Source organism: Ruegeria sp. BC7 (genome assembly GCF_056539165.1).
Window position 1 is genome coordinate 22013 of record NZ_JBQFUL010000008.1, and the last position, 18300, is coordinate 40312.

Below are 18300 nucleotides of genomic sequence, written 5' to 3' on the forward strand. Positions count from 1 at the left end.
GTAGCAAAACCAAAGTAGATCTACAGTTTAATACCTCAGAACCGGATAATTCGAATACTGTTTTATCGCGAGATTTTGGACGACTCAATTAACCTGAATGGCAAGCGTGGTAGCCCCAAAAGCACCATGTGCGCATTGTCATTTCGAATTGAGGATTTGGAAAATGAAATACACATACGGCACAGGTTTTTCCGCAAAGCGCCCAAGCAGACGAGATGTCATAAGGGCCGGATCGCTTGCCGCGGGTGGCTTGATGTTGCCATACCGAATGGCTTTGGCTCAGTCAGACGCCGCCGACACCATTTTCACAGGGGGCAAAATCCTGACTATGGACGCGACCAAGCCAAACGCCGACGCTCTCGCAGTGCGCGGCGGAAAGATAGTCGCGGTTGGGGCTCAGGAAGAAGTTGATGCTCTAATCTCGAACAGCACGCGTGTTATTGATCTGGATGGTCGTACGCTCATGCCGGGCATGATCGACAGTCATGCACATACGTGGTCAGTGGTTAAAGACGACTACATTGTCATTAGTCCAACTGAAGTGAGTTCCTTTGATGAAGTGCTGCAAAAGCTGAACGAGGGAGCCGCTCAGTTGCAGGACGGCGAATGGTTGCTTGCCGCCGACTATGACGGCGTAGTCACTCCGGGTGGCCGGCAATTTACACTTCAGGACCTTGACGGCATCGCGCCCAATAATCCCTTCCTAATCTTGGAAGGCAGCGGACACGTTGCATACGTCAACTCAATTGCCTTGCAGCTGGCTGGTATTGACAAGAATACGCCAGATCCGGTGGCGTCGCGTTTTGTGAAGGATGAAAACGGAGAGTTAACCGGACGTCTCGAAGAAGCAGGCGCATTCGCGCCGGTGGTCAATCTGGCGCAGACAATCACCGATGAAGAAATGGAATTGCGGACCTTGCGAATGCTAAACACCGCGGCGCGGGTGGGTATCACTTGCATCGGCGATCCGAGTGTAGGGCAAAACAAGGGGTTAGAAGATGTCAGGCTGCTTGAACGTATCAGGGACCGCGCTCCAACCCGTCATCGGGCTTTTCTCGTATCTACTGAAATGGATCTGTGGGCCGAAAATGGCATTGGAATGGGATACGGAGACGATAAATTCCGTGTCGCCAAAATGAAGGCTTGGTCGGACGGTGCGACCCAAGCATACAGTTCTTATTTGCGGGAACCTTATCTTGGAACCGATAGTCAGGGGGCGCTCAACTACACTGAGGATCAACTTTACGAAGTGGTCAAACGCGCTCACGGTGACGGCTTCTCGCTTGCCGTTCATGGCAATGGCGATGCGGCTATCGATTTGGTTCTGAAAGTGTATGAGCGTGTGTTAAAAGAAAACCCGCGCCAAGATCACCGACACCGGATTGAGCATTGCAGCGTCGGCCACCCGGACCAGTATGTCAAAATGAAGGAGCTTGGCGTATCGCCGACATACCTTTCCGGGCACATCCGGTGGTGGGGCAAGGCCTTCCGCGACGACCTCTTGGGTCCCGAACGTGTCGAATATTACGATGCTGCCGGAACAGCGGTGGAAATGGGAATACCGTTCTCGATGCACAGCGACTATTCCGTTTCGCCTTTGGGGCCATTGCGCTGCGTTCAGGACATGGTGACACGCGTGATGGCAGATGGCGGGGAGGTCTTCGCTCCCGATCAGCGCATCCCAGTCGAAGAGGCGTTGAAAGGTGTGACCACTCACGCGGCGTGGCAACTTCACATGGACGATATCGCGGGAAGCCTAGAAACGGGAAAATATGCCGATCTGACAATACTGGAAGACGATCCTACGGCAGTTGACCCGATGCAAATCGAGAACATCGTCGTCAGCGAGACTTGGCTTGAGGGCGAAAGGCAGGACGTTTCCTAAATCCTTATGTTCGAACCAAGCTGACGGGCCTGCTTTGCTAGCCCGTCAGGTCGACCGTTTAACGCTAGGTCCAAGTAAAGGAAAACGCAATGAAGTTTTGCAAGCTCTCGAGTGCACTGCTGACGTTGTTCGCAGCATCGCTGAGTGCGTCGACCGCACTCGCTTGCGCGTTCCACAATTTTGAACCGCAGATCACTGTCGTAGATCAACTTCTAGCCAGTAAGGAAATCGCACTTGCCTATCCGGCTTTCGACGACGCGTTGCGATACGACCCCCTTGCATCGATTGGGTCGGATTTAGAGGACGTCGAAATCCCTCAGCGCGTTGACGCCGCGACTATAGAGAAGTTTTCCCAAAACCCTGACGGCTACGTTCTTTTTGCACGCGAGAGCTATGGGAAATGGACTCGCATGGCCAATGTCGATGGCGACATGGTAGAGGTTTTCGATGACATTCTCTCCCGCCTCGACCGATGGCGAGCGGGCGACGATGTGGACAGGATGGCCTATTTTGCAACAAAACTTGGTCATCCGGACATCCGGGTTCACCGTCTTGCGCTCCGTGAACTAGACCGGATCGATTACGCCCAACTGCGCCAACTTGAGCTCAATATTTCCGTCGAAGCTATTATGTCGAGAATGGTGGTACTTTCCGACCCTTATCTGCAACCCATTCAAATTCTGATGCTGGGTCTGACAGGTGGTTCCGATTGGGGCGCGCTTCTAAAAAGTGGTCTCGACGAGCAATCTGATGAAGCAGGCGCAGCATTTGGTGCCTATGCCACTGCTTACATCGAGGTGGTCGGAGCGGAAGCCGCCCGCCATGTCGCACGAAACTTCGTTTCTAAATCCTCGCTTTCTACCAATGCCCGAACACTCGCCGCTCAAGCGTTGGCACTCCAGGGCTCTGTAGCGGATGCTGCTTTGAGTGAGACGATCCGACAAGAAGTTGCGGCTGCACTGAAAGCGGACCCAACGCTGGCGCCGATCATCGCACACCAATTCGGGCAGTATGAAGACTGGACTCATAAAGTCGCGCTCTGGGCCGCGATCCGGACCAACCCAGAACTTACGCTTGCAAACCGAATTTCAGTCCATCAGTACCTTATGCAAGCCGATCAGGCAGCCTCAGCGATCAGTGATGCGTCTGCGGGCAGAACCACAGCGGTGGGTGGCTTTACATCCTTAGAGCCGATCAGAAACTGATCTGAGGCGCGATACGAAGTGACTTCTTCTCACTTCGAAGCAAACTCCGGTTCGTGTTTTGCCCCAATTGACCAACTTAAACGTCCGCTTTTGGTAAATCGTGTTGCGCCGCCGCCAGCAATCCGATGACGCCGTCGAGTATACAAGGCAAATTTTGCTGCGCCAGCATCAGGCCGCTCCGTCCCGCATATCGGAGTTTGCAAAGGCCGACGATGAATGTCCGCTTAGGGCTGGAAGCGGCCATCCGAAAACCTTCCCCGGCAATACGGCGATGGCGCGAAACAAGCAAAGAATGAGACCCGAAGGTATGGAGCCTCGAACCAAGAAAGTTGAAGGTTAATGCGCCCAAAGTTTTGGGCCAAAAATGCAATTCTTTGGGCGAAATGCAAAGCTATGGGCGCACCTACATCAGATCAGAAATCCAAGTTCTCAACGCTCAGTGCGTTTTTCTGGATGAACTCACGGCGGGGCTCCACCACATCGCCCATCAGCTTGGTAAACAGGTCGTCGGCCTCGACCATGTCATCCACGCGCACCTGCAACAGCGTTCGCGCATCCGGGTCCAGCGTGGTTTCCCATAGCTGATCGGGGTTCATCTCACCCAAACCCTTGTAACGTTGCAGCGACAGGCCCTTTTCGCCCTCTTCCAGAATGGCACGCAACAGGTCCAGCGGGCCGTGGATGGCTTGCATCCGATCACGGCGGATCAGAGTGGCCGGGGTGTTGTAAACCTCTTGCAGGCTCTGGGTAAAGCTGCCGGTCTTGCGCGCCTCGCCCGAGCGCAGCATCGGGCCGTCCAGCGTACGCACCTCCTCAACGCCGCGCAGGATGCGGGCCAGACAGATGCCGTGATCCTGGGTGATACGGCCCTGCCAGCCACGCTCGTATTCCAGCGCGATCAGGTCCAGACGGGCCGCAACTTTGTCGGCCACACCCTGCAGGTCAGCATCCACCGCGCCGGGCACAAAGGCTCCGGCGACAGCAGCTTGTTCCAGAATGTGCCGCGGATAGTGGGTCGGAAAGGCGTCCAGTACACGTTTCAACTGGCGCGCTTCGTCCACAACGCGGGTCAAGTCCTGCCCGACAATCTCCTCGCCCGAGCCAAGTTTCAGCACCGCGCCCTCGACGCCCTGATTGATCAGGTAATCGTCCAGAGCGGCCTGATCTTTCAGGTAAACCTCTGACTTTCCACGCGAAACCTTATAAAGCGGTGGCTGCGCGATATAGAGGTATCCACCCTCGATCAGCTCGGGCATCTGCCGGTAGAAGAAGGTCAGCAGCAGCGTCCGAATATGCGCGCCGTCCACATCCGCATCGGTCATGATGACGATCTTGTGGTAGCGCAGCTTTTCGATGTTGAACTCATCGCGGCCAATGCCGGTGCCCAGCGCCATGACCAGATTGCCGATTTCCTGAGATGACAACATCCGGTCAAACCGCGCACGTTCCACGTTCAGGATCTTGCCACGCAGGGGCAGCACAGCCTGAGTCAAACGGTCCCGACCTGTCTGGGCTGAACCACCAGCCGAGTCACCCTCGACCAGAAAGACTTCGGTCTTGGACGGGTCTTTTTCAGAACAGTCCTTCAACTTCCCGGCCAGATAGTTCACATCCATCGCTGTTTTACGGCGGGTCAGCTCGCGCGCCTTGCGCGCAGCTTCACGGGCCAGCGCCGCCTCGATGATCTTGCCGACGATCCCCTTGGCCTCGTTCGGGTTTTCCTCGAACCACTCGGCCAGCTTTTCATTCATCAGACCTTCGACCGCCGGGCGCACCTCGGAGCTGACCAGTTTATCCTTGGTCTGGGATGAGAATTTCGGGTCCGGCACTTTCACTGACAACACGCAGGTCAGACCTTCGCGCGCGTCGTCACCGGTGAAGCTGACCTTTTCCTTCTTCGCGATCCCGCTGGACTGCGCATAGTTGTTGATCGTCCGGGTCAGAGCGCCCCGGAAACCGGCCACATGCGTCCCGCCATCACGCTGCGGGATGTTGTTGGTGAAAGGCAGCACCGTTTCGTGATAGCTGTCATTCCACCACATCGCGATCTCAACCCCGATATCGTCGCGCTCGCCCTTGATATAGATCGGCTCGGGCATCGCAGGTGTCTTGGACCGGTCAAGATATTTGACGAACTCTTTAACGCCGCCCTCATAGAACAGCTCGGTCTCAAGCCGTTCAGCGGGGCGTTCGTCGATCAGGATAATCCGCACGCCCGAATTCAGGAAGGCCAGCTCGCGCAGGCGCTTTTCAAGCGTCTCAAATGAATATTCGAGGTTCGAGAACGTATTGGTCGAGGCCAGAAACCGCACCTCGGTCCCTGTCCGATCGCCACATTCGCCAACGACCTTCAGGTGTTCCGCCGTCTCGCCGCCCTCAAACCGTGCCACGTGTTCTTTGCCGTTGCGCCAGATGCGCAGCTCCAGCCAGTCGGACAAGGCGTTCACAACCGAAACACCCACGCCGTGCAGACCGCCCGACACCTTGTACGAGTTGCTGTCGAACTTACCGCCCGCGTGTAGCTGGGTCATGATGACCTCGGCGGCTGACACGCCTTCTTCGGGGTGAATATCCACCGGAATCCCGCGACCATTGTCGCTGACCGAGACACTGGAATCGGCGTGAATTTTCACCGTCACATGGTCGGCGTGACCCGCCAGAGCTTCGTCAATTCCGTTGTCCACGACCTCATACACCATATGGTGCAGACCGGAACCGTCATCCGTATCCCCGATATACATACCGGGGCGCTTGCGGACCGCCTCCAAGCCCTTGAGAACTTTAATGGAATCCGCGCCGTATTCTTGCGGTGCCTGTGCGTCTTCGGACATGCCGTTAGTACCTATATTATTTTGGTAACTTATACGTTTTCTGGTGGGGAATGTCACGCGATCCCACCAGATTTTGTGTTGCCGAGTGGCTTTTTCAGCAGATCAAAGCTGATCAAGGTCCGCCGCGATATCCGAGGCAATTTCTGCTGCGTTCACGTCCTGTCTTTCGGCCGACAAACGCAAGCCCAACAGATCGGATTGATACCGCGCAGCCAACCGGTCAGGGTTATGATGCGCACCGATTTCTCCGGCCTCTTGCGCGCGCCGAAACAGGGTCGCAAAACAGTCCTTCATCGCCGACATGTGGCTGCTGGCCTGATCTGCCAGATCATGCCCTCGGGCCTGTAGCTCGGCAAAGGTCTTGGCCAACATACAAGCACGCGCAGGCATTTCACTTGCGTCTATCACGACTTGCGGCTGCGCTTTTAACGCCTGCAATGGCCCCATTTCATCCGCCATCGCCATCAACCGCGACACGCCATCCTGCGCGTAGCGCTCCAGGCTCAGAGCGTAGAGCGCATCCTTCGAACCGAACGCAGCGTAGAAACTGCCGGGCTTGAGATTCAGTTCACGCTCAAGATCCTTCAGCGACGTTCCAGCCCACCCCTGCCGCCAAAAGATATCCCTTGCCCGCGCAATCAGCGCGTCACGGTCATATGAAGGTTTGCGCGGCATTGACTTCACCAATTCTTGAACGTTCACTCAAATATATACTTGAGTGATCACTCAAGAAAGCCTAAATACGACTCACCGCGCCAGAAACAGGAGCTTTGACATGGCAAACTTCCCCTCTCATGACCTTGAAACCGCCCCAGAAGGGTCCAAACCGCTGCTCGAGAAATCGCAGGCCGCGTTTGGCCGCCTGCCTGGCCTGCATAAGGTGATGGCCGAAAGCCCCCAGCACCTGGAAGGCTATCAGGTTCTGCACCACCTGTTCCTGCAGACCGATTTTGACAATGACGAGAAAACCGTTGTCTGGCAGACCATCAATGTCGAAAATGAATGCCACTACTGCGTGCCCGCCCATACCGGCATCGCTAAGATGATGAAGGTCTCGGACGAGATCATCGAAGCCCTGCGCAACGAAACCCCGCTGCCGTCCGCCAAGCTCGAGGCGCTGCGGACCTTCACGCTTCAAATTATGGAAACCCGTGGTAACCCGTCCGAGGAACAACTTCAGGCGTTTTTTGATGCTGGGTATTCGCACCGAGCAGTTCTGGATGTTGTTCTGGGTCTGGCACAGAAAACCATGTCGAACTACGTCAACCACATGGCCCAAACACCTGTTGATCAGGTCATGCGCGGCTTCCTGTGGGAACGCAAAGTCGCCGAGCCCGCCTAACCGCTAACGACCGAGCCCTCATCGCTTTCATTCACGATCAGCGTCTGGGCCCGGTCACCCAATTCAGCAAACAGCTCCGGCCCGGTGCCCGTCATCCAGGCCTGAGCACCCAGTGCACAAATCTCATCATACAGCGCCGCCCGCCGCCCGGCATCCAGATGGGCGGCAACCTCGTCCAGCAATACGATCGGAGGCGCGCCCACCATCCCCGCCAATGCCCGCGCATTGGACAGAATCAGCGAGACCAACAGCGCTTTTTGTTCCCCGGTCGAACAGTCCTTGGCCGGAACGCCCTTGGCTGCGAACACACCATACAGATCCGACCGGTGCGGCCCCACCAAGGTCCGCCCTGCTGCCAGATCGCGGAACCGGCTTTCGTTCAACGCTTCGCGCAGGTCATCCACCCTCTCCGGCATTGCGCCTTCAGTTTGCACCAGCTCCAAATCAGCCGAAGGAAAAGCAGTTTCCGCCTGATCCTGCGCCGCGCGCAGATGACCCAGCGCAGCCAGACGTGCGGCATGGATACGATACCCGGTCTCGGCCATCTGCCCTTCTAACGCAGCATACCAATGGGCATCGCGCACCTGCTCTTTCAGCAAGCGGTTCCTCTCTCGCATCGCCTTTTCATAGGTCAACGAGGCCTCGGCGTGAGAGGGATCAAAACTCAGCGCGATACGGTCCAGAAACCGCCGCCGCCCCTCGGCTCCTTCGATCCACAGCCGGTCCATTGACGGGATCAGCCAGACAACCCGCGCCAGCTTGCCCAGATCAACCTGACTGGCCGCCTTGCCATCAATCCGAACCTGTCGCGCAGCGCCACCTTCGGACCAAGTCTCGATCTCGTAGCTCTGCCCCTGTGCCTCCAACAGCCCGGACAGCTTCCACCCCAGCGCCTCGGGCCGCCGGGTCATCTCAGCCGCACTCGCCCGACGCATCCCGCGCCCGGGTGAAAACAACGATACCGCTTCAAGGATGTTGGTTTTACCGGCCCCGTTGGGACCATGGATCGCAACCGGTCGCCCGTCCAGCGACAACCGCGCCAGCTTGTGCGACCTAAAATGCGAGACCGTAAGCTCGGTCAGGGCCAATCCCATGACCCCACCCTTCTTCTGTTCAAAAATACTTCCGCCGGAGGCATCGCGCGCCAGCGCGATCAGACACGCATCGGCATGACCACATAGACCGCGCTCTGGTCATTGCCTTCGCGCATCAGGGTCGGGTCACCGGCCGAGTTGAACAGGAACACCGCATTCTCACGATCGACCTGAGAAGCAATCTCGAGCAGGTATTTCGCGTTGAACCCGATCTCAAGCCGTTCGTCACCATAGGCCACGGCCAGTTCTTCCTCGGCGGCGCCGCTGTCAGGCGCATTGACCGACAGAACCAGCTTGTCTGCGTCCAGTTGCAACTTCACAGCGCGTGACCGCTCGGATGAAACGGTCGCAACGCGATCCACGGCCTGCGCGAATTCGGCTGCATCGACTTCCAGTTGGCGCGTGTTGCCCTGCGGGATGACGCGCGTGTAATCGGGGAAAGTCCCGTCGATCACCTTGGATGTCAGGGTGATGTCGGGTGTGGCAAATCGAACCTTGGTTTCGCTGACCGAGACCGCGATATCCATTTCATCATCGTCCAGCAGCTTGCGCAACTCACCCACGGTCTTACGGGGCACGATGACGCCCGGCATGTTCGCAGCACCATCCGGCAGGTCTGCATCAATACGCGCAAGGCGGTGACCGTCGGTGGCGACACAGCGCAGAACCTTGCCGCCTTCTGAGCCATCGGCCACGTGCATGTACACACCATTCAGGTAGTAGCGTGTTTCTTCCGTAGAGATGGCGAATTTCGATTTATCGAATAACCGCCGCAGCAACGCCGCCGACGCCGTGAAATTCGATTGGTACTCCGACGATGCCATGACCGGGAAGTCTTCTTTCGGCAGGGTCGCCAGCGAGAAGTTGGACCGTCCAGCCTCAACCGTCAGACGCCCGGCCGCGCTGTCGGCCGTGAGCGTCACCAACGCCCCATCCGGCAGTTTTCGCACGATCTCATGCAGGGTCGTGGCCGCTACAGTTGTCGCTCCGGCCTTTTCCACCTGCGCAGACGCCTTGTCGACAACCTCGATATCCAGATCGGTGGCGCGGAACATGGCCTGATCGCCTTCGGCCTCGATCAGCACGTTCGCAAGTATGGGAATGGTGTTGCGCCGTTCGACAACAGATTGGGCCTGTGAAACGGCCTTGAGAAGGGTGCCGCGTTCGATGCTGATCTTCATACCCTCAATTCCTTTGACTTGCGTGCCGAAATGGGCGGGACTGGCACGTTACCGTTTCCACCCTGAGGCACAAGGATTTTTTATGGATTACTGAGTCGGATTGCCCAAAGGGTCAAGAGGCGCGTGACCAAGCGGGCACAGTTCCTGCGCGACCGTGGATTATAGCGCACAAGAAAACGCCCCGCGCGTGAGGGGCCGGGGCGTTTTCCGAATGACCGAATTCAGGCTTCCAGAGAGCGGCGCAGCATCTCTACGTCTTCGGCGATCTGGCCGTCGGTCGTCTTCAGCTCTTCAATCCGTTTGACACCGTGCATGACCGTGGTGTGGTCACGCCCGCCGAAACGACGGCCAATCTCGGGCAGGGACCGGCTGGTGAGTTGCTTGCACAGATACATCGCCACCTGACGTGGGCGCGCATAAGACCGCAAACGTTTGGGGCCGATGATGTCGGACAGGCGGATGTTGTAGTATTCCGAGACTTTGCGCTGGATTTCCTCGACGGTGATCTTGCGCTCGGACGCGCGCAGCACGTCGGCCAGGCAGTCCTGCGTCAGCTCCATGTCGATTTCACGACCCACCAGCGACGCAAAAGCGAACAGTCGGGTCAACGCACCTTCGAGAACACGCACGTTGGTCGAAATACGATGGGCCAGAAACTCCAGAACACCATCCGTTATGGTCAGGTCGGGGTAGGTGCTGCTGTATTGCTGCACCTTGTTTTGCAGGATTCCCAGCCGCAGTTCATAGTCGGTCGGGTGAAGATCGACCACCAAGCCACATTGCAAACGCGACTTCACGCGGTCTTCCAGATCCTTGATCTCGCCGGGCGCGCGGTCGGCTGAGATGATGATCTGTTTGTTCTGGTCCACCAGCGCATTGAAGGTGTGAAAGAACTCCTCCTGCGTCGAATCCTTGCCGGCGATGAACTGCACATCGTCCACCATCAGAACATCGACCGAACGGAACAGGTGCTTGAAGTCCATCATGCGGCGTTCGCGCAGAGCCTGCACAAAGCGGTACATGAACTGTTCCGCCGACAGGTAAAGCACGTTCAGATCAGGGCGTTTTGTTTTCAGCTCCCACGCGATGGCGTGCATCAGGTGGGTCTTACCCAGGCCGACGCCACCATACAGAACAAGCGGATTGAAGGTCACGGGACCACCTTCAGAGACGCGACGCGCAGCGGCGTGGGCCAGTTCGTTTGGCTTGCCGACAACAAAAGTGTCAAAGGTAAAGCGCGCATCCAAAGGCGCCGCCTGCAGCGATTCGAGCGCATCATTGGCAACTTCGGCCACCTGCGGCGCGGGTGCCTCGTGCAATGCGACCGGCGCGGTTTCCGCTTCGACGGACGGTCGGGCCGGAGAATTTGCCGCGACCCGGAACGCCAGACGCTGAACAGGCTCGCCCGCCGTATTCAACTCATACAAGATGAGATCTGCAAAGTTCTGGCTAACATAATTGCCCATAAAATTGGTCGGCACCGAAAATACAGCCACGCCATCCTGCAGCTCTTGGAATTCAAGAGGTTCAATCCAGGTTGTGTAGTTGTTCTTTCCGATCGCCTTGAGCAGTTTGTTACGCAGTAGTCCCCATTTTTCTTGTGTCATTAAGCGCCTCACGCATCCCATTCTTTATTGGCCTGTCGGCCTTATTACTATGTTCCGGTTGCCCGGTTAACGTGTTCACACGCAACAGAGTACCCATCCGCCAAATCGTAATGATCTGGCGATTACTCCGTAGAAAGTCGGCACTTACCGGCGTTCTGGCGTCCCTAAAGGGCACACCCCAACATCCGGGTTGCGCGTCGCAATCTCTTTTTTAGACAGGGCTGGGACGCCTGGATGTACCAAGTCCCACAGCAGATCAGCAAACCGACTTTACCGGTTGCCAACATTCGTTCCTGATCATCCTGATGCCCGTCAGTTTGATCGCTGGAACAGCCTGTCCCCCCAAGCGAGTGAATCGCTGAATCAGTGGTAACAAGAGGGTGAGGTTCCCGGCAACGAAACTCTGATATTGACTCGTGTCTGAGCGCGAAAGAATCTCTTGGCTTCGCCAAGCGCGGTATTCTGGCAACAGCAAAAAGGGCGCCGCACTGCGCGACGCCCTTCAAATTAGTTCAGCCTTTCTTACGTGACCTAAAGTCAGCGAAAGACTCAGCCCAGCGCTTTGACGCGAGCCGACAGACGCGACATTTTCCGCGAAGCTGTGTTTTTGTGATAAACGCCTTTGGTGACGCCGCGCATCAGCTCGGGCTGAGCTGCGCGCAGAGCTGCGGTTGCAGCGTCTTTGTCGCCGGATGCGATCGCTTCTTCTACTTTACGCAGGTAGGTGCGGATGCGCGAACGACGTGCTTTGTTGATTGCGAAACGCTTCTCGTTCTGACGAGCGCGCTTTTTTGCCTGGGGCGAATTAGCCATGTGTATCTCTGACCTTTGTTCGGTGCGGTTATCTGGGGTCGCGCGTCACGGAAATCTCCGCACCGGATCAGGGATCACGAGTGTGATTCTGGCCAAAGCGGGCCGCACGCGCATGTATAGCGGCGCTTACTATCCAAGTTACAGGGGTTTGCCAAGCAGATTCTGCGCGGCCATATTCGGACATGAAAAAGGCGGGACATCGCCCGCCTGCTCCGATCCAGCAGAGGCGCCGGTTATTTGTCGCGGAACTGCGCAGCGCGCTTTTCCAGAAAGGCGGCCATGCCTTCCTTTTGATCTTCGGTCGCGAACATCGAATGGAATACCCGACGCTCGAACAGCATCCCCTCGCTCAGCGGCAGCTCATAGCTGCGATTGACGGCTTCTTTCGCGGCCATCGTGCTCAATTGGGACTTTTCAGCAATCTTCTGCGCCGCGCTCGTCGCTTCTTCCAGAAGTTTCTTGGCGGGAACAACTCGGCTGACCAGCCCTGCGCGTTCCGCTTCTTCGGCATCCATGAAGCGACCGGTCAGGTTCATGTCCATGGATTTGGACTTGCCGACAAACCGCGTCAGGCGCTGGCTGCCGCCCAGACCTGCAATAACGCCGAGGTTAATTTCTGGCTGCCCGAACTTGGCCGTGTCCGCCGCAATAATGAAATCGCACAACATCGCCAGTTCGCATCCACCGCCCAGCGCATAGCCGGCAACAGCCGCAATTACAGGTTTGCGAATTGCGCTGATCCGATCATTCACATCGGCAAACAGGTTCTTTGTATAAACATCGACAAAGTTCATCTCGGACATCTCTTTGATATCCGCGCCGGCGGCAAAAGCCTTGTCCGAGCCTGTGATGATGATGCAGCGCACCTTGTCGTTTTGATCCGCTTCTTCCAGCGCGGTACACAACTCCTGCGTCAGTTGCGAGTTCAGTGCATTCAGCGCGTCTGGTCTATCAAGTTTGATAAGAGCGACGTGGTCTTCGATTTCGACGATGATCGTCTCAAAAGCCATGAGGTGTAAGCTTCCGGTTGTTCCGTTCAGATACGATTCCTTATCACGCGAAAAAGCTGGATCAAGTTATCTTTGGCATTTCCCGCAATAGAAGGATGAACGACCGGACTGCGTGACTCTTTTTATGGCACTTCCACAACCGTCCGTTCGACAGGGTTCTCCCTCGCGCCCGTAGACATCAAAGCGATGCTGAAAATATCCAAGTTCTCCATCGGCTTGGCGGAAATCCCGCAGCGAAGAACCCCCGGCTTCGATAGCGTCCCGCAACACCTGCCGGATGATCGGAACCATGGCCGCGACACGCTGCGCAGAAATCTGTCCTGCTTTGCGACGTGGCGACACTCTGGCGCGATAAAGCGCTTCACAGACGTAGATATTTCCCAATCCGGCAACGATTCCCTGATCCAACAGTGCGGACTTGACCGGAGTGTTCTTTCCCCGGAAAGCTTCGATCAGGTGTTGTTCATGAAAATCATTGCCCAGGGGTTCGGGTCCAAGGACCGATAGCAGCTTGTGCTTCTCTGCCGTCTCTGTCGGCAGCAAATCCATCGCTCCGAACCGGCGCGGATCGTTGAATGTGACACGCGCGCCATTGGCCATATGGAACACAACATGATCATGTTTTTCCGGCATCGGGTGGTCATGCACGAACTGCCCCAACGGGTCGCCCGACACTGTCATCCGCCCCGACATACCCAGATAAATCAGCAAAGTCTCTCCGCTGCTGAGGTCAGCCAGTATGTATTTCGAGCGTCGTCGCAACCGATCCACCCTTTGCCCGGTCAGCCTTTCCGCCATCCGCTCGGGGAATGGCCAGCGCAGATCAGGCCGATTCACATCGGCGCGTTCGATCACCACCCCCTCCATCGCCGGGGACAAGCCGCGTCTTACTGTCTCGACCTCAGGCAATTCGGGCATTACATGGCTCCTATTCCAAAGGGCCGCATTGTGCCCGGTTCCAATGGCCCTATAACAGAGACGAAATTCGACAAACGGCAAGGCAAATGTCCGACAGCAACGACAAGACCACTCATTTCGGGTTTGAAACCGTGCGCGAGGCCGAAAAGGCCGGGCGCGTGCAGGGTGTGTTCAACTCGGTCGCCTCGAAATATGACGTGATGAACGATGTCATGTCGATGGGCATCCACCGGGTCTGGAAAGACGCGATGATGGACTGGCTGGCCCCGCGCCCCGGTCAGCGACTGCTGGACGTAGCAGGCGGGACCGGAGACATCTCCTTCCGCTTCCTCAAACGCGCGGGCCATGGTCACGCCACCGTTCTGGACCTGACCGAGCCGATGCTGGTCGAAGGCCGCCAACGCGCCGAAGCCGATCAGATGTCGGACAGCCTGAACTGGGTGGTGGGCGACGCCATGTCCCTGCCGTTCGAGGACAACACGTTCGACGTCTACACGATCTCGTTCGGCATCCGGAACGTGACGCGCCCGCAAGAGGCGCTGAACGAAGCTTACCGCGTGCTGAAGCCCGGCGGCCGCCTGATGGTGCTGGAATTCAGCCAGTTGCCCAATGACGGGCTGCAAAAGCTCTATGATCTCTACAGTTTCAACGTCATCCCGCGCATGGGCAAGCTGATCGCCAATGACTATGACAGCTATCAGTATCTGGTGGAATCGATCCGCAAGTTTCCCGATCAGGAAACCTTCCTCGGTATGGTCCGCGCCGCCGGGTTTGACAACGCCAAGTACCGCAATCTGAGTATGGGCATTGCCGCCTTGCATTCCGGCTGGAAAATCTGATGCGCGGTCCACACAATATCATCCGCCTGATCCGCACAGGCGCCACATTCGAGCGCACAGGCGCCATGAACGTGGTGCTTGACGCATTCGAGGCACCAAAAGCGCTGCGCGTCCTCGCTCATACCTTGGGGAAACCGTTCCAGTGGCTAGGGTATAAGGGCGACCCGTCGATGCCCCCCGCCACCCGAGCACTCACGGCACTGGGTCCGGCGTATATCAAGTTTGGTCAGGTTCTCTCGACGCGGCCCGATGTCGTGGGCAACGAACTGGCAGAACAACTGCGCGTCCTGCAGGACAAGCTGCCCCCCTTCTCCAAAGCCGAGGCTATGGCCGAGGTCGAAAAAGAACTAGGCCAACCCGTGGCCGACATATTCGACGAGTTCAGTGAACCGATCGCCGCGGCGTCGATCGCCCAAGTCCACAAGGCGAAACTGTCCAGCACAGGCGAAGACGTCGCCGTCAAAGTCCTGCGCCCCGGAATCGAGCGCGCCTTCCGCAAGGATGTCGACGCCTTCTATTTCGCCGCGCGTATCGTGCAGCTATTTGCCCCCGGTGCGCGGCGACTGCGCCCGATGGAAGTAATCGAACATTTCGACGGCGTCGTGCGCGGTGAGCTGGATCTGCGTCTCGAAAGTGCCGCCGCCTCGGAATATGCCGCCAACACCAAGAACGACACCGGCTTCTGGCTGCCCCCAGTGGTTTGGTCCCTATCGGCTCGCCGCGTCATGACCCTCAGTTGGGCAGACGGCATCCCGCTGGGCGACAATGACGCGCTGGATGCCGCCAATCACAATCGCCGCGATCTGGGCGAACGTGTCCTGCGGCTGTTCCTCATGCACGCCCTGCGCGACGGCTATTTCCACGCCGATATGCACCAGGGCAACCTCAAGGTCGCCGCCAATGGCGATATCATCGCCTATGACTACGGCATCATGGGCCATATCGACGAATACACCCGTCGGGTCTATGCAGAAATCCTCTTTGGCTTCATCCGCCGCGACTACAAACGCGTGGCCGAGGTCCATTTCGAGGCCGGCTACGTCCCCGCCAATCAGGACGTTGACGAATTCGCCCGCGCCCTGCGCGCTGTGGGTGAACCGATCTTCGGGATGGACGCCACCCACATCTCGATGGGCCGCCTGCTGAATTACCTGTTTGAAGTCACCGAACGCTTCGGCATGGAAACCCGCACCGAGCTGATCTTGCTGCAACGCACAATGGTTGTGGTTGAAGGCGTTGCACGCTCACTGGACCCACATATCAACATCTGGGAAGTCGCCCGCCCTGTGGTCGAAGATTACATCAAGCAATCCATCGGCCCGCGCGCGGCTGTGCGCGATTTCGGAAAAACGGCCATGGTTCTGGCCCGCTTCGGCCCTCGCCTGCCCGCTCTGGTGGAAAACGCGCTGATCGCACAGACCCAGAAGGACGAGCCTAAAACCACCCGCTTCTGGTCAACAGCGCTCCCCGCAACCATCGGCGCAGCCGCAGGCGCAGCTCTTGTACTGATCGTGACGGCGCTCAGCTAAAACCGATCCGTCCCTTCATCTGGCCAAAAATATCCTCGGGGGGAATCGCGCCACGGCGCGATCGGGGGCAGACAGCCCCCCAGCAACATTTCAAGTCAGAGCAGCTCAAAGGCAATGGCGATCCCCTGACCGCCGCCGATGCACATCGTCACCAGACCTTTGGACCCACCGATCCGCTCCAGCTCATACAGTGCTTTCAGCGTGATGATCGCACCGGTCGCCCCCACAGGGTGACCCAATGCAATCGCACCGCCATTCGGATTGACCTTGGCGGTGTCCAGCCCCAGTTCGTTATTGACGGCGATTGCCTGCGACGCGAAGGCTTCGTTGCTTTCGATCACGTCGAAATCCTCAACCGTCAAACCAGTGCGCGCCAGCAGGTTCTGTACCGCAGGCACCGGACCGATGCCCATCACTTCGGGCCGCACACCCGCGTGGCCATAGCCCAGAATCCGCGCTTTCGGCTTCAGACCCGCTTTCTCAGCCGCGTCCGCCGTCGCCAGAACCATCGCGGCCGCACCGTCATTAATGCCCGAGGCATTCCCCGCCGTCACACGGCCATCTTTCTTGAACGCCGGACGCAACCCTGACAGCGCCTCTGCCGAGGTCTGTTTCGGATGCTCATCGACCATAAAATCCACCATGTCGCGCTTGACCTTGACCTGAACCGGCGTGATCTGGCTTTGGAAATACCCGGCCTCAATCGCAGCAGCGGCGCGGGTCTGGCTGGTCAGGGCGAATTCATCCATCTGTTCGCGCGTCACCTGATGTTCGTCGGCGACGTTTTCGGCCGTTACACCCATGTGCCCGGTTCCAAAGGGACAGTTCAGCGCGCCCAGCATCATGTCCAGCGATGTGACGTCGCCCATTTTCGCGCCCCAACGCGCCTGCGGAACGATGTAAGGGCTGCGCGACATGCTCTCGGCACCACCGGCGACGGCAAATTCTGCATCCCCCAGCATCAGCGACTGCACTGCCGACACAATCGCCTGGGCACCGGACCCGCACAGACGGTTCACGTTCATCGCAGGTGTTTCAACCGGAATACCCGCTTGTTTTGCGGCGACACGAGACAGGTACATATCGCGCGGTTCGGTGTTGATCACGTGCCCGAAAACCACGTTGCCGATCTGCGCGGCCTCAACACCGGATTTCTCCATCGCGGCCTCGGCCACAACAGTCGCCAGATCAATCGGCGCGGTCGAGGCCAATGCCCCGCCAAAGGTTCCAACCGCGGTGCGGGCGCCATCAAGAATGACGATATCTTTCATGTCTCTTCTCCTCTTGGATTTGGCGGCACTATGCATTCGTCAGGTTAGGCTGTCCCATGGGACGTACCGTCACAAGCGGAATTGACATCACATCCCGAAAGGCGCATGAGATTCCGTCATGACGGAAAGATCAGACGATATCCTGACACGCCTGCCCGCGCGCCTGAAAGAAGCGCGCCGCGCCAAGGGGCTGTCCCTCGAAGCCGTGGCCAATCTCAGCGGTGTGTCCCGGTCCATGGTCAGCCAGATTGAGCGGGGCGAAAGCAGCCCCACCATCTCGACCCTGTGGAACCTGACCCGTGCCCTTCAAGTGGATTTTGCAGGTCTTCTAGAGGAAGCCGACAGCGCCGATCAGATCGAGGTTCTACGCAGCGCAGAAGTGCCCAGCATCGACAATATGGGCCAGAACTGCCGAATTCGGATTCTTTCCCCGCCCGAGGAAGCAGGCGGTCACGAGGTCTATGACATCCACTTTGAGCAAAACGGCGGATTGACCAGCCCACCCCACGCGCGGGGGGCGCGTGAACAACTGACAGTGCTCGAAGGCTCTGTTCGCGTGACATCCGGTTCCGCCATCCGCGATTTGAAACAGGGTGATACGGCGCGATACGCCGCTGACGTTGCCCATTCGATCACGGCCGAAGGCGCAGCAAGGGTTTTTCTGATCGTCAAAAACGCTTGAACTGGCAAAAATCCGCCTTCACGGAATTTTTTCCGTCATTTTGAAAATCCCCTATTTGGGAATTTATTCCGCTATGTTAGAAACGCGACTCAG

15 protein-coding genes are annotated in these 18300 nt (G+C 57.6%); 6 read left to right on the top strand and 9 right to left on the bottom strand.

What is annotated here, in order from left to right; all coding sequences use genetic code 11:
- The first annotated feature begins 163 nt into the window (after positions 1–163).
- Both ACR0KS_RS16825 and ACR0KS_RS16830 read left to right on the top strand, forming a co-directional pair.
- On the top strand, positions 164–1885 hold the full coding sequence (locus ACR0KS_RS16825) for an amidohydrolase (RefSeq protein ID WP_170700156.1): 1722 nt from the start codon (positions 164–166) through the stop codon (positions 1883–1885).
- Positions 1886–1974: 89 nt separating this feature from the next.
- Positions 1975–3090 (top strand): hypothetical protein, encoded by a 1116-nt coding sequence (locus ACR0KS_RS16830; RefSeq protein ID WP_170416187.1) that lies wholly within the window; start codon positions 1975–1977, stop codon positions 3088–3090.
- 413 nt (positions 3091–3503) lie between these two features.
- Here the strand turns inward: ACR0KS_RS16830 and gyrB are convergent, their stop codons facing one another.
- Complete coding sequence (gyrB, locus tag ACR0KS_RS16835) at positions 3504–5921, bottom strand: DNA topoisomerase (ATP-hydrolyzing) subunit B (protein WP_170567574.1); 2418 nt, start codon at positions 5919–5921, stop codon at positions 3504–3506.
- Positions 5922–6023: 102 nt separating this feature from the next.
- A complete protein-coding gene (locus tag ACR0KS_RS16840) occupies positions 6024–6596 on the bottom strand; it encodes a TetR/AcrR family transcriptional regulator (protein ID WP_170567572.1) in 573 nt (190 codons plus the stop codon).
- A gap of 100 nt (positions 6597–6696) precedes the next feature.
- Here ACR0KS_RS16840 and ACR0KS_RS16845 point away from each other — a divergent pair, with 100 nt between their 5' ends.
- Complete coding sequence (locus ACR0KS_RS16845; RefSeq protein ID WP_170567570.1) at positions 6697–7263, top strand: carboxymuconolactone decarboxylase family protein; 567 nt, start codon at positions 6697–6699, stop codon at positions 7261–7263.
- Here the strand turns inward: ACR0KS_RS16845 and recF are convergent.
- From recF to mutM, 6 genes are all read right to left on the bottom strand, one after another.
- On the bottom strand, positions 7260–8357 hold the full coding sequence (recF, locus tag ACR0KS_RS16850; RefSeq protein WP_170567568.1) for a DNA replication/repair protein RecF: 1098 nt from the start codon (positions 8355–8357) through the stop codon (positions 7260–7262). The two genes, ACR0KS_RS16845 and recF, sit on opposite strands and share 4 nt — an antisense overlap.
- Before the next feature lie 59 nt (positions 8358–8416).
- Positions 8417–9538, bottom strand: coding sequence for a DNA polymerase III subunit beta (dnaN, locus tag ACR0KS_RS16855; protein WP_170388731.1), 1122 nt, complete (start codon positions 9536–9538; stop codon positions 8417–8419).
- Between the two features lie 221 nt (positions 9539–9759).
- On the bottom strand, positions 9760–11145 hold the full coding sequence (dnaA, locus tag ACR0KS_RS16860) for a chromosomal replication initiator protein DnaA (protein ID WP_170416223.1): 1386 nt from the start codon (positions 11143–11145) through the stop codon (positions 9760–9762).
- Between the two features lie 549 nt (positions 11146–11694).
- Positions 11695–11958 carry a 30S ribosomal protein S20 gene (gene rpsT / locus ACR0KS_RS16865; RefSeq protein ID WP_170388729.1) on the bottom strand — a complete coding sequence of 88 codons (264 nt, stop codon included), beginning with the start codon at positions 11956–11958 and terminating at the stop codon, positions 11695–11697.
- Between the two features lie 233 nt (positions 11959–12191).
- The gene (locus ACR0KS_RS16870; protein ID WP_170388728.1) at positions 12192–12968 is read right to left on the bottom strand and encodes an enoyl-CoA hydratase; all 777 of its coding nucleotides are present in this window, start codon (positions 12966–12968) and stop codon (positions 12192–12194) included.
- 66 nt (positions 12969–13034) lie between these two features.
- Positions 13035–13886: a bifunctional DNA-formamidopyrimidine glycosylase/DNA-(apurinic or apyrimidinic site) lyase gene (mutM, locus tag ACR0KS_RS16875; RefSeq protein WP_170567566.1), complete on the bottom strand. Its 852-nt coding sequence runs from the start codon at positions 13884–13886 to the stop codon at positions 13035–13037.
- A gap of 86 nt (positions 13887–13972) precedes the next feature.
- Here mutM and ubiE point away from each other — a divergent pair, with 86 nt between their 5' ends.
- Both ubiE and ubiB read left to right on the top strand, forming a co-directional pair.
- Positions 13973–14725, top strand: coding sequence for a bifunctional demethylmenaquinone methyltransferase/2-methoxy-6-polyprenyl-1,4-benzoquinol methylase UbiE (gene ubiE / locus ACR0KS_RS16880; protein ID WP_170416227.1), 753 nt, complete (start codon positions 13973–13975; stop codon positions 14723–14725).
- Entirely contained in the window at positions 14725–16254 is a 1530-nt protein-coding gene (gene ubiB, locus ACR0KS_RS16885; RefSeq protein ID WP_170567564.1) for a 2-polyprenylphenol 6-hydroxylase, read from the top strand. Before ubiE ends, ubiB begins: the two co-directional genes overlap by 1 nt.
- A 95-nt stretch (positions 16255–16349) precedes the next feature.
- On the opposite strand, the gene ACR0KS_RS16890 is transcribed toward ubiB, so the two are convergent.
- On the bottom strand, positions 16350–17525 hold the full coding sequence (locus tag ACR0KS_RS16890; protein ID WP_170567562.1) for an acetyl-CoA C-acyltransferase family protein: 1176 nt from the start codon (positions 17523–17525) through the stop codon (positions 16350–16352).
- A 118-nt stretch (positions 17526–17643) separates the two neighbouring features.
- Between ACR0KS_RS16890 and ACR0KS_RS16895 the strand changes: the two genes are divergently transcribed.
- A complete protein-coding gene (locus tag ACR0KS_RS16895; RefSeq protein WP_170486104.1) occupies positions 17644–18207 on the top strand; it encodes an XRE family transcriptional regulator in 564 nt (187 codons plus the stop codon).
- Positions 18208–18300: the final 93 nt, after the last annotated feature.

Coding starts and splice junctions, on each gene's coding strand:
- ACR0KS_RS16895 (WP_170486104.1), top strand. CDS start 17,644: ATGACGGAAAGATCAGACGATATCCTGACACGCCTGCCCGCGCGCCTG.
- gyrB (WP_170567574.1), bottom strand. CDS start 5,921: ATGTCCGAAGACGCACAGGCACCGCAAGAATACGGCGCGGATTCCATT.
- dnaA (WP_170416223.1), bottom strand. CDS start 11,145: ATGACACAAGAAAAATGGGGACTACTGCGTAACAAACTGCTCAAGGCG.
- ACR0KS_RS16825 (WP_170700156.1), top strand. CDS start 164: ATGAAATACACATACGGCACAGGTTTTTCCGCAAAGCGCCCAAGCAGA.
- ACR0KS_RS16845 (WP_170567570.1), top strand. CDS start 6,697: ATGGCAAACTTCCCCTCTCATGACCTTGAAACCGCCCCAGAAGGGTCC.
- ACR0KS_RS16870 (WP_170388728.1), bottom strand. CDS start 12,968: ATGGCTTTTGAGACGATCATCGTCGAAATCGAAGACCACGTCGCTCTT.
- rpsT (WP_170388729.1), bottom strand. CDS start 11,958: ATGGCTAATTCGCCCCAGGCAAAAAAGCGCGCTCGTCAGAACGAGAAG.
- dnaN (WP_170388731.1), bottom strand. CDS start 9,538: ATGAAGATCAGCATCGAACGCGGCACCCTTCTCAAGGCCGTTTCACAG.
- recF (WP_170567568.1), bottom strand. CDS start 8,357: ATGGGATTGGCCCTGACCGAGCTTACGGTCTCGCATTTTAGGTCGCAC.
- ubiE (WP_170416227.1), top strand. CDS start 13,973: ATGTCCGACAGCAACGACAAGACCACTCATTTCGGGTTTGAAACCGTG.
- ACR0KS_RS16840 (WP_170567572.1), bottom strand. CDS start 6,596: ATGCCGCGCAAACCTTCATATGACCGTGACGCGCTGATTGCGCGGGCA.
- ACR0KS_RS16890 (WP_170567562.1), bottom strand. CDS start 17,525: ATGAAAGATATCGTCATTCTTGATGGCGCCCGCACCGCGGTTGGAACC.
- ACR0KS_RS16830 (WP_170416187.1), top strand. CDS start 1,975: ATGAAGTTTTGCAAGCTCTCGAGTGCACTGCTGACGTTGTTCGCAGCA.
- mutM (WP_170567566.1), bottom strand. CDS start 13,886: ATGCCCGAATTGCCTGAGGTCGAGACAGTAAGACGCGGCTTGTCCCCG.
- ubiB (WP_170567564.1), top strand. CDS start 14,725: ATGCGCGGTCCACACAATATCATCCGCCTGATCCGCACAGGCGCCACA.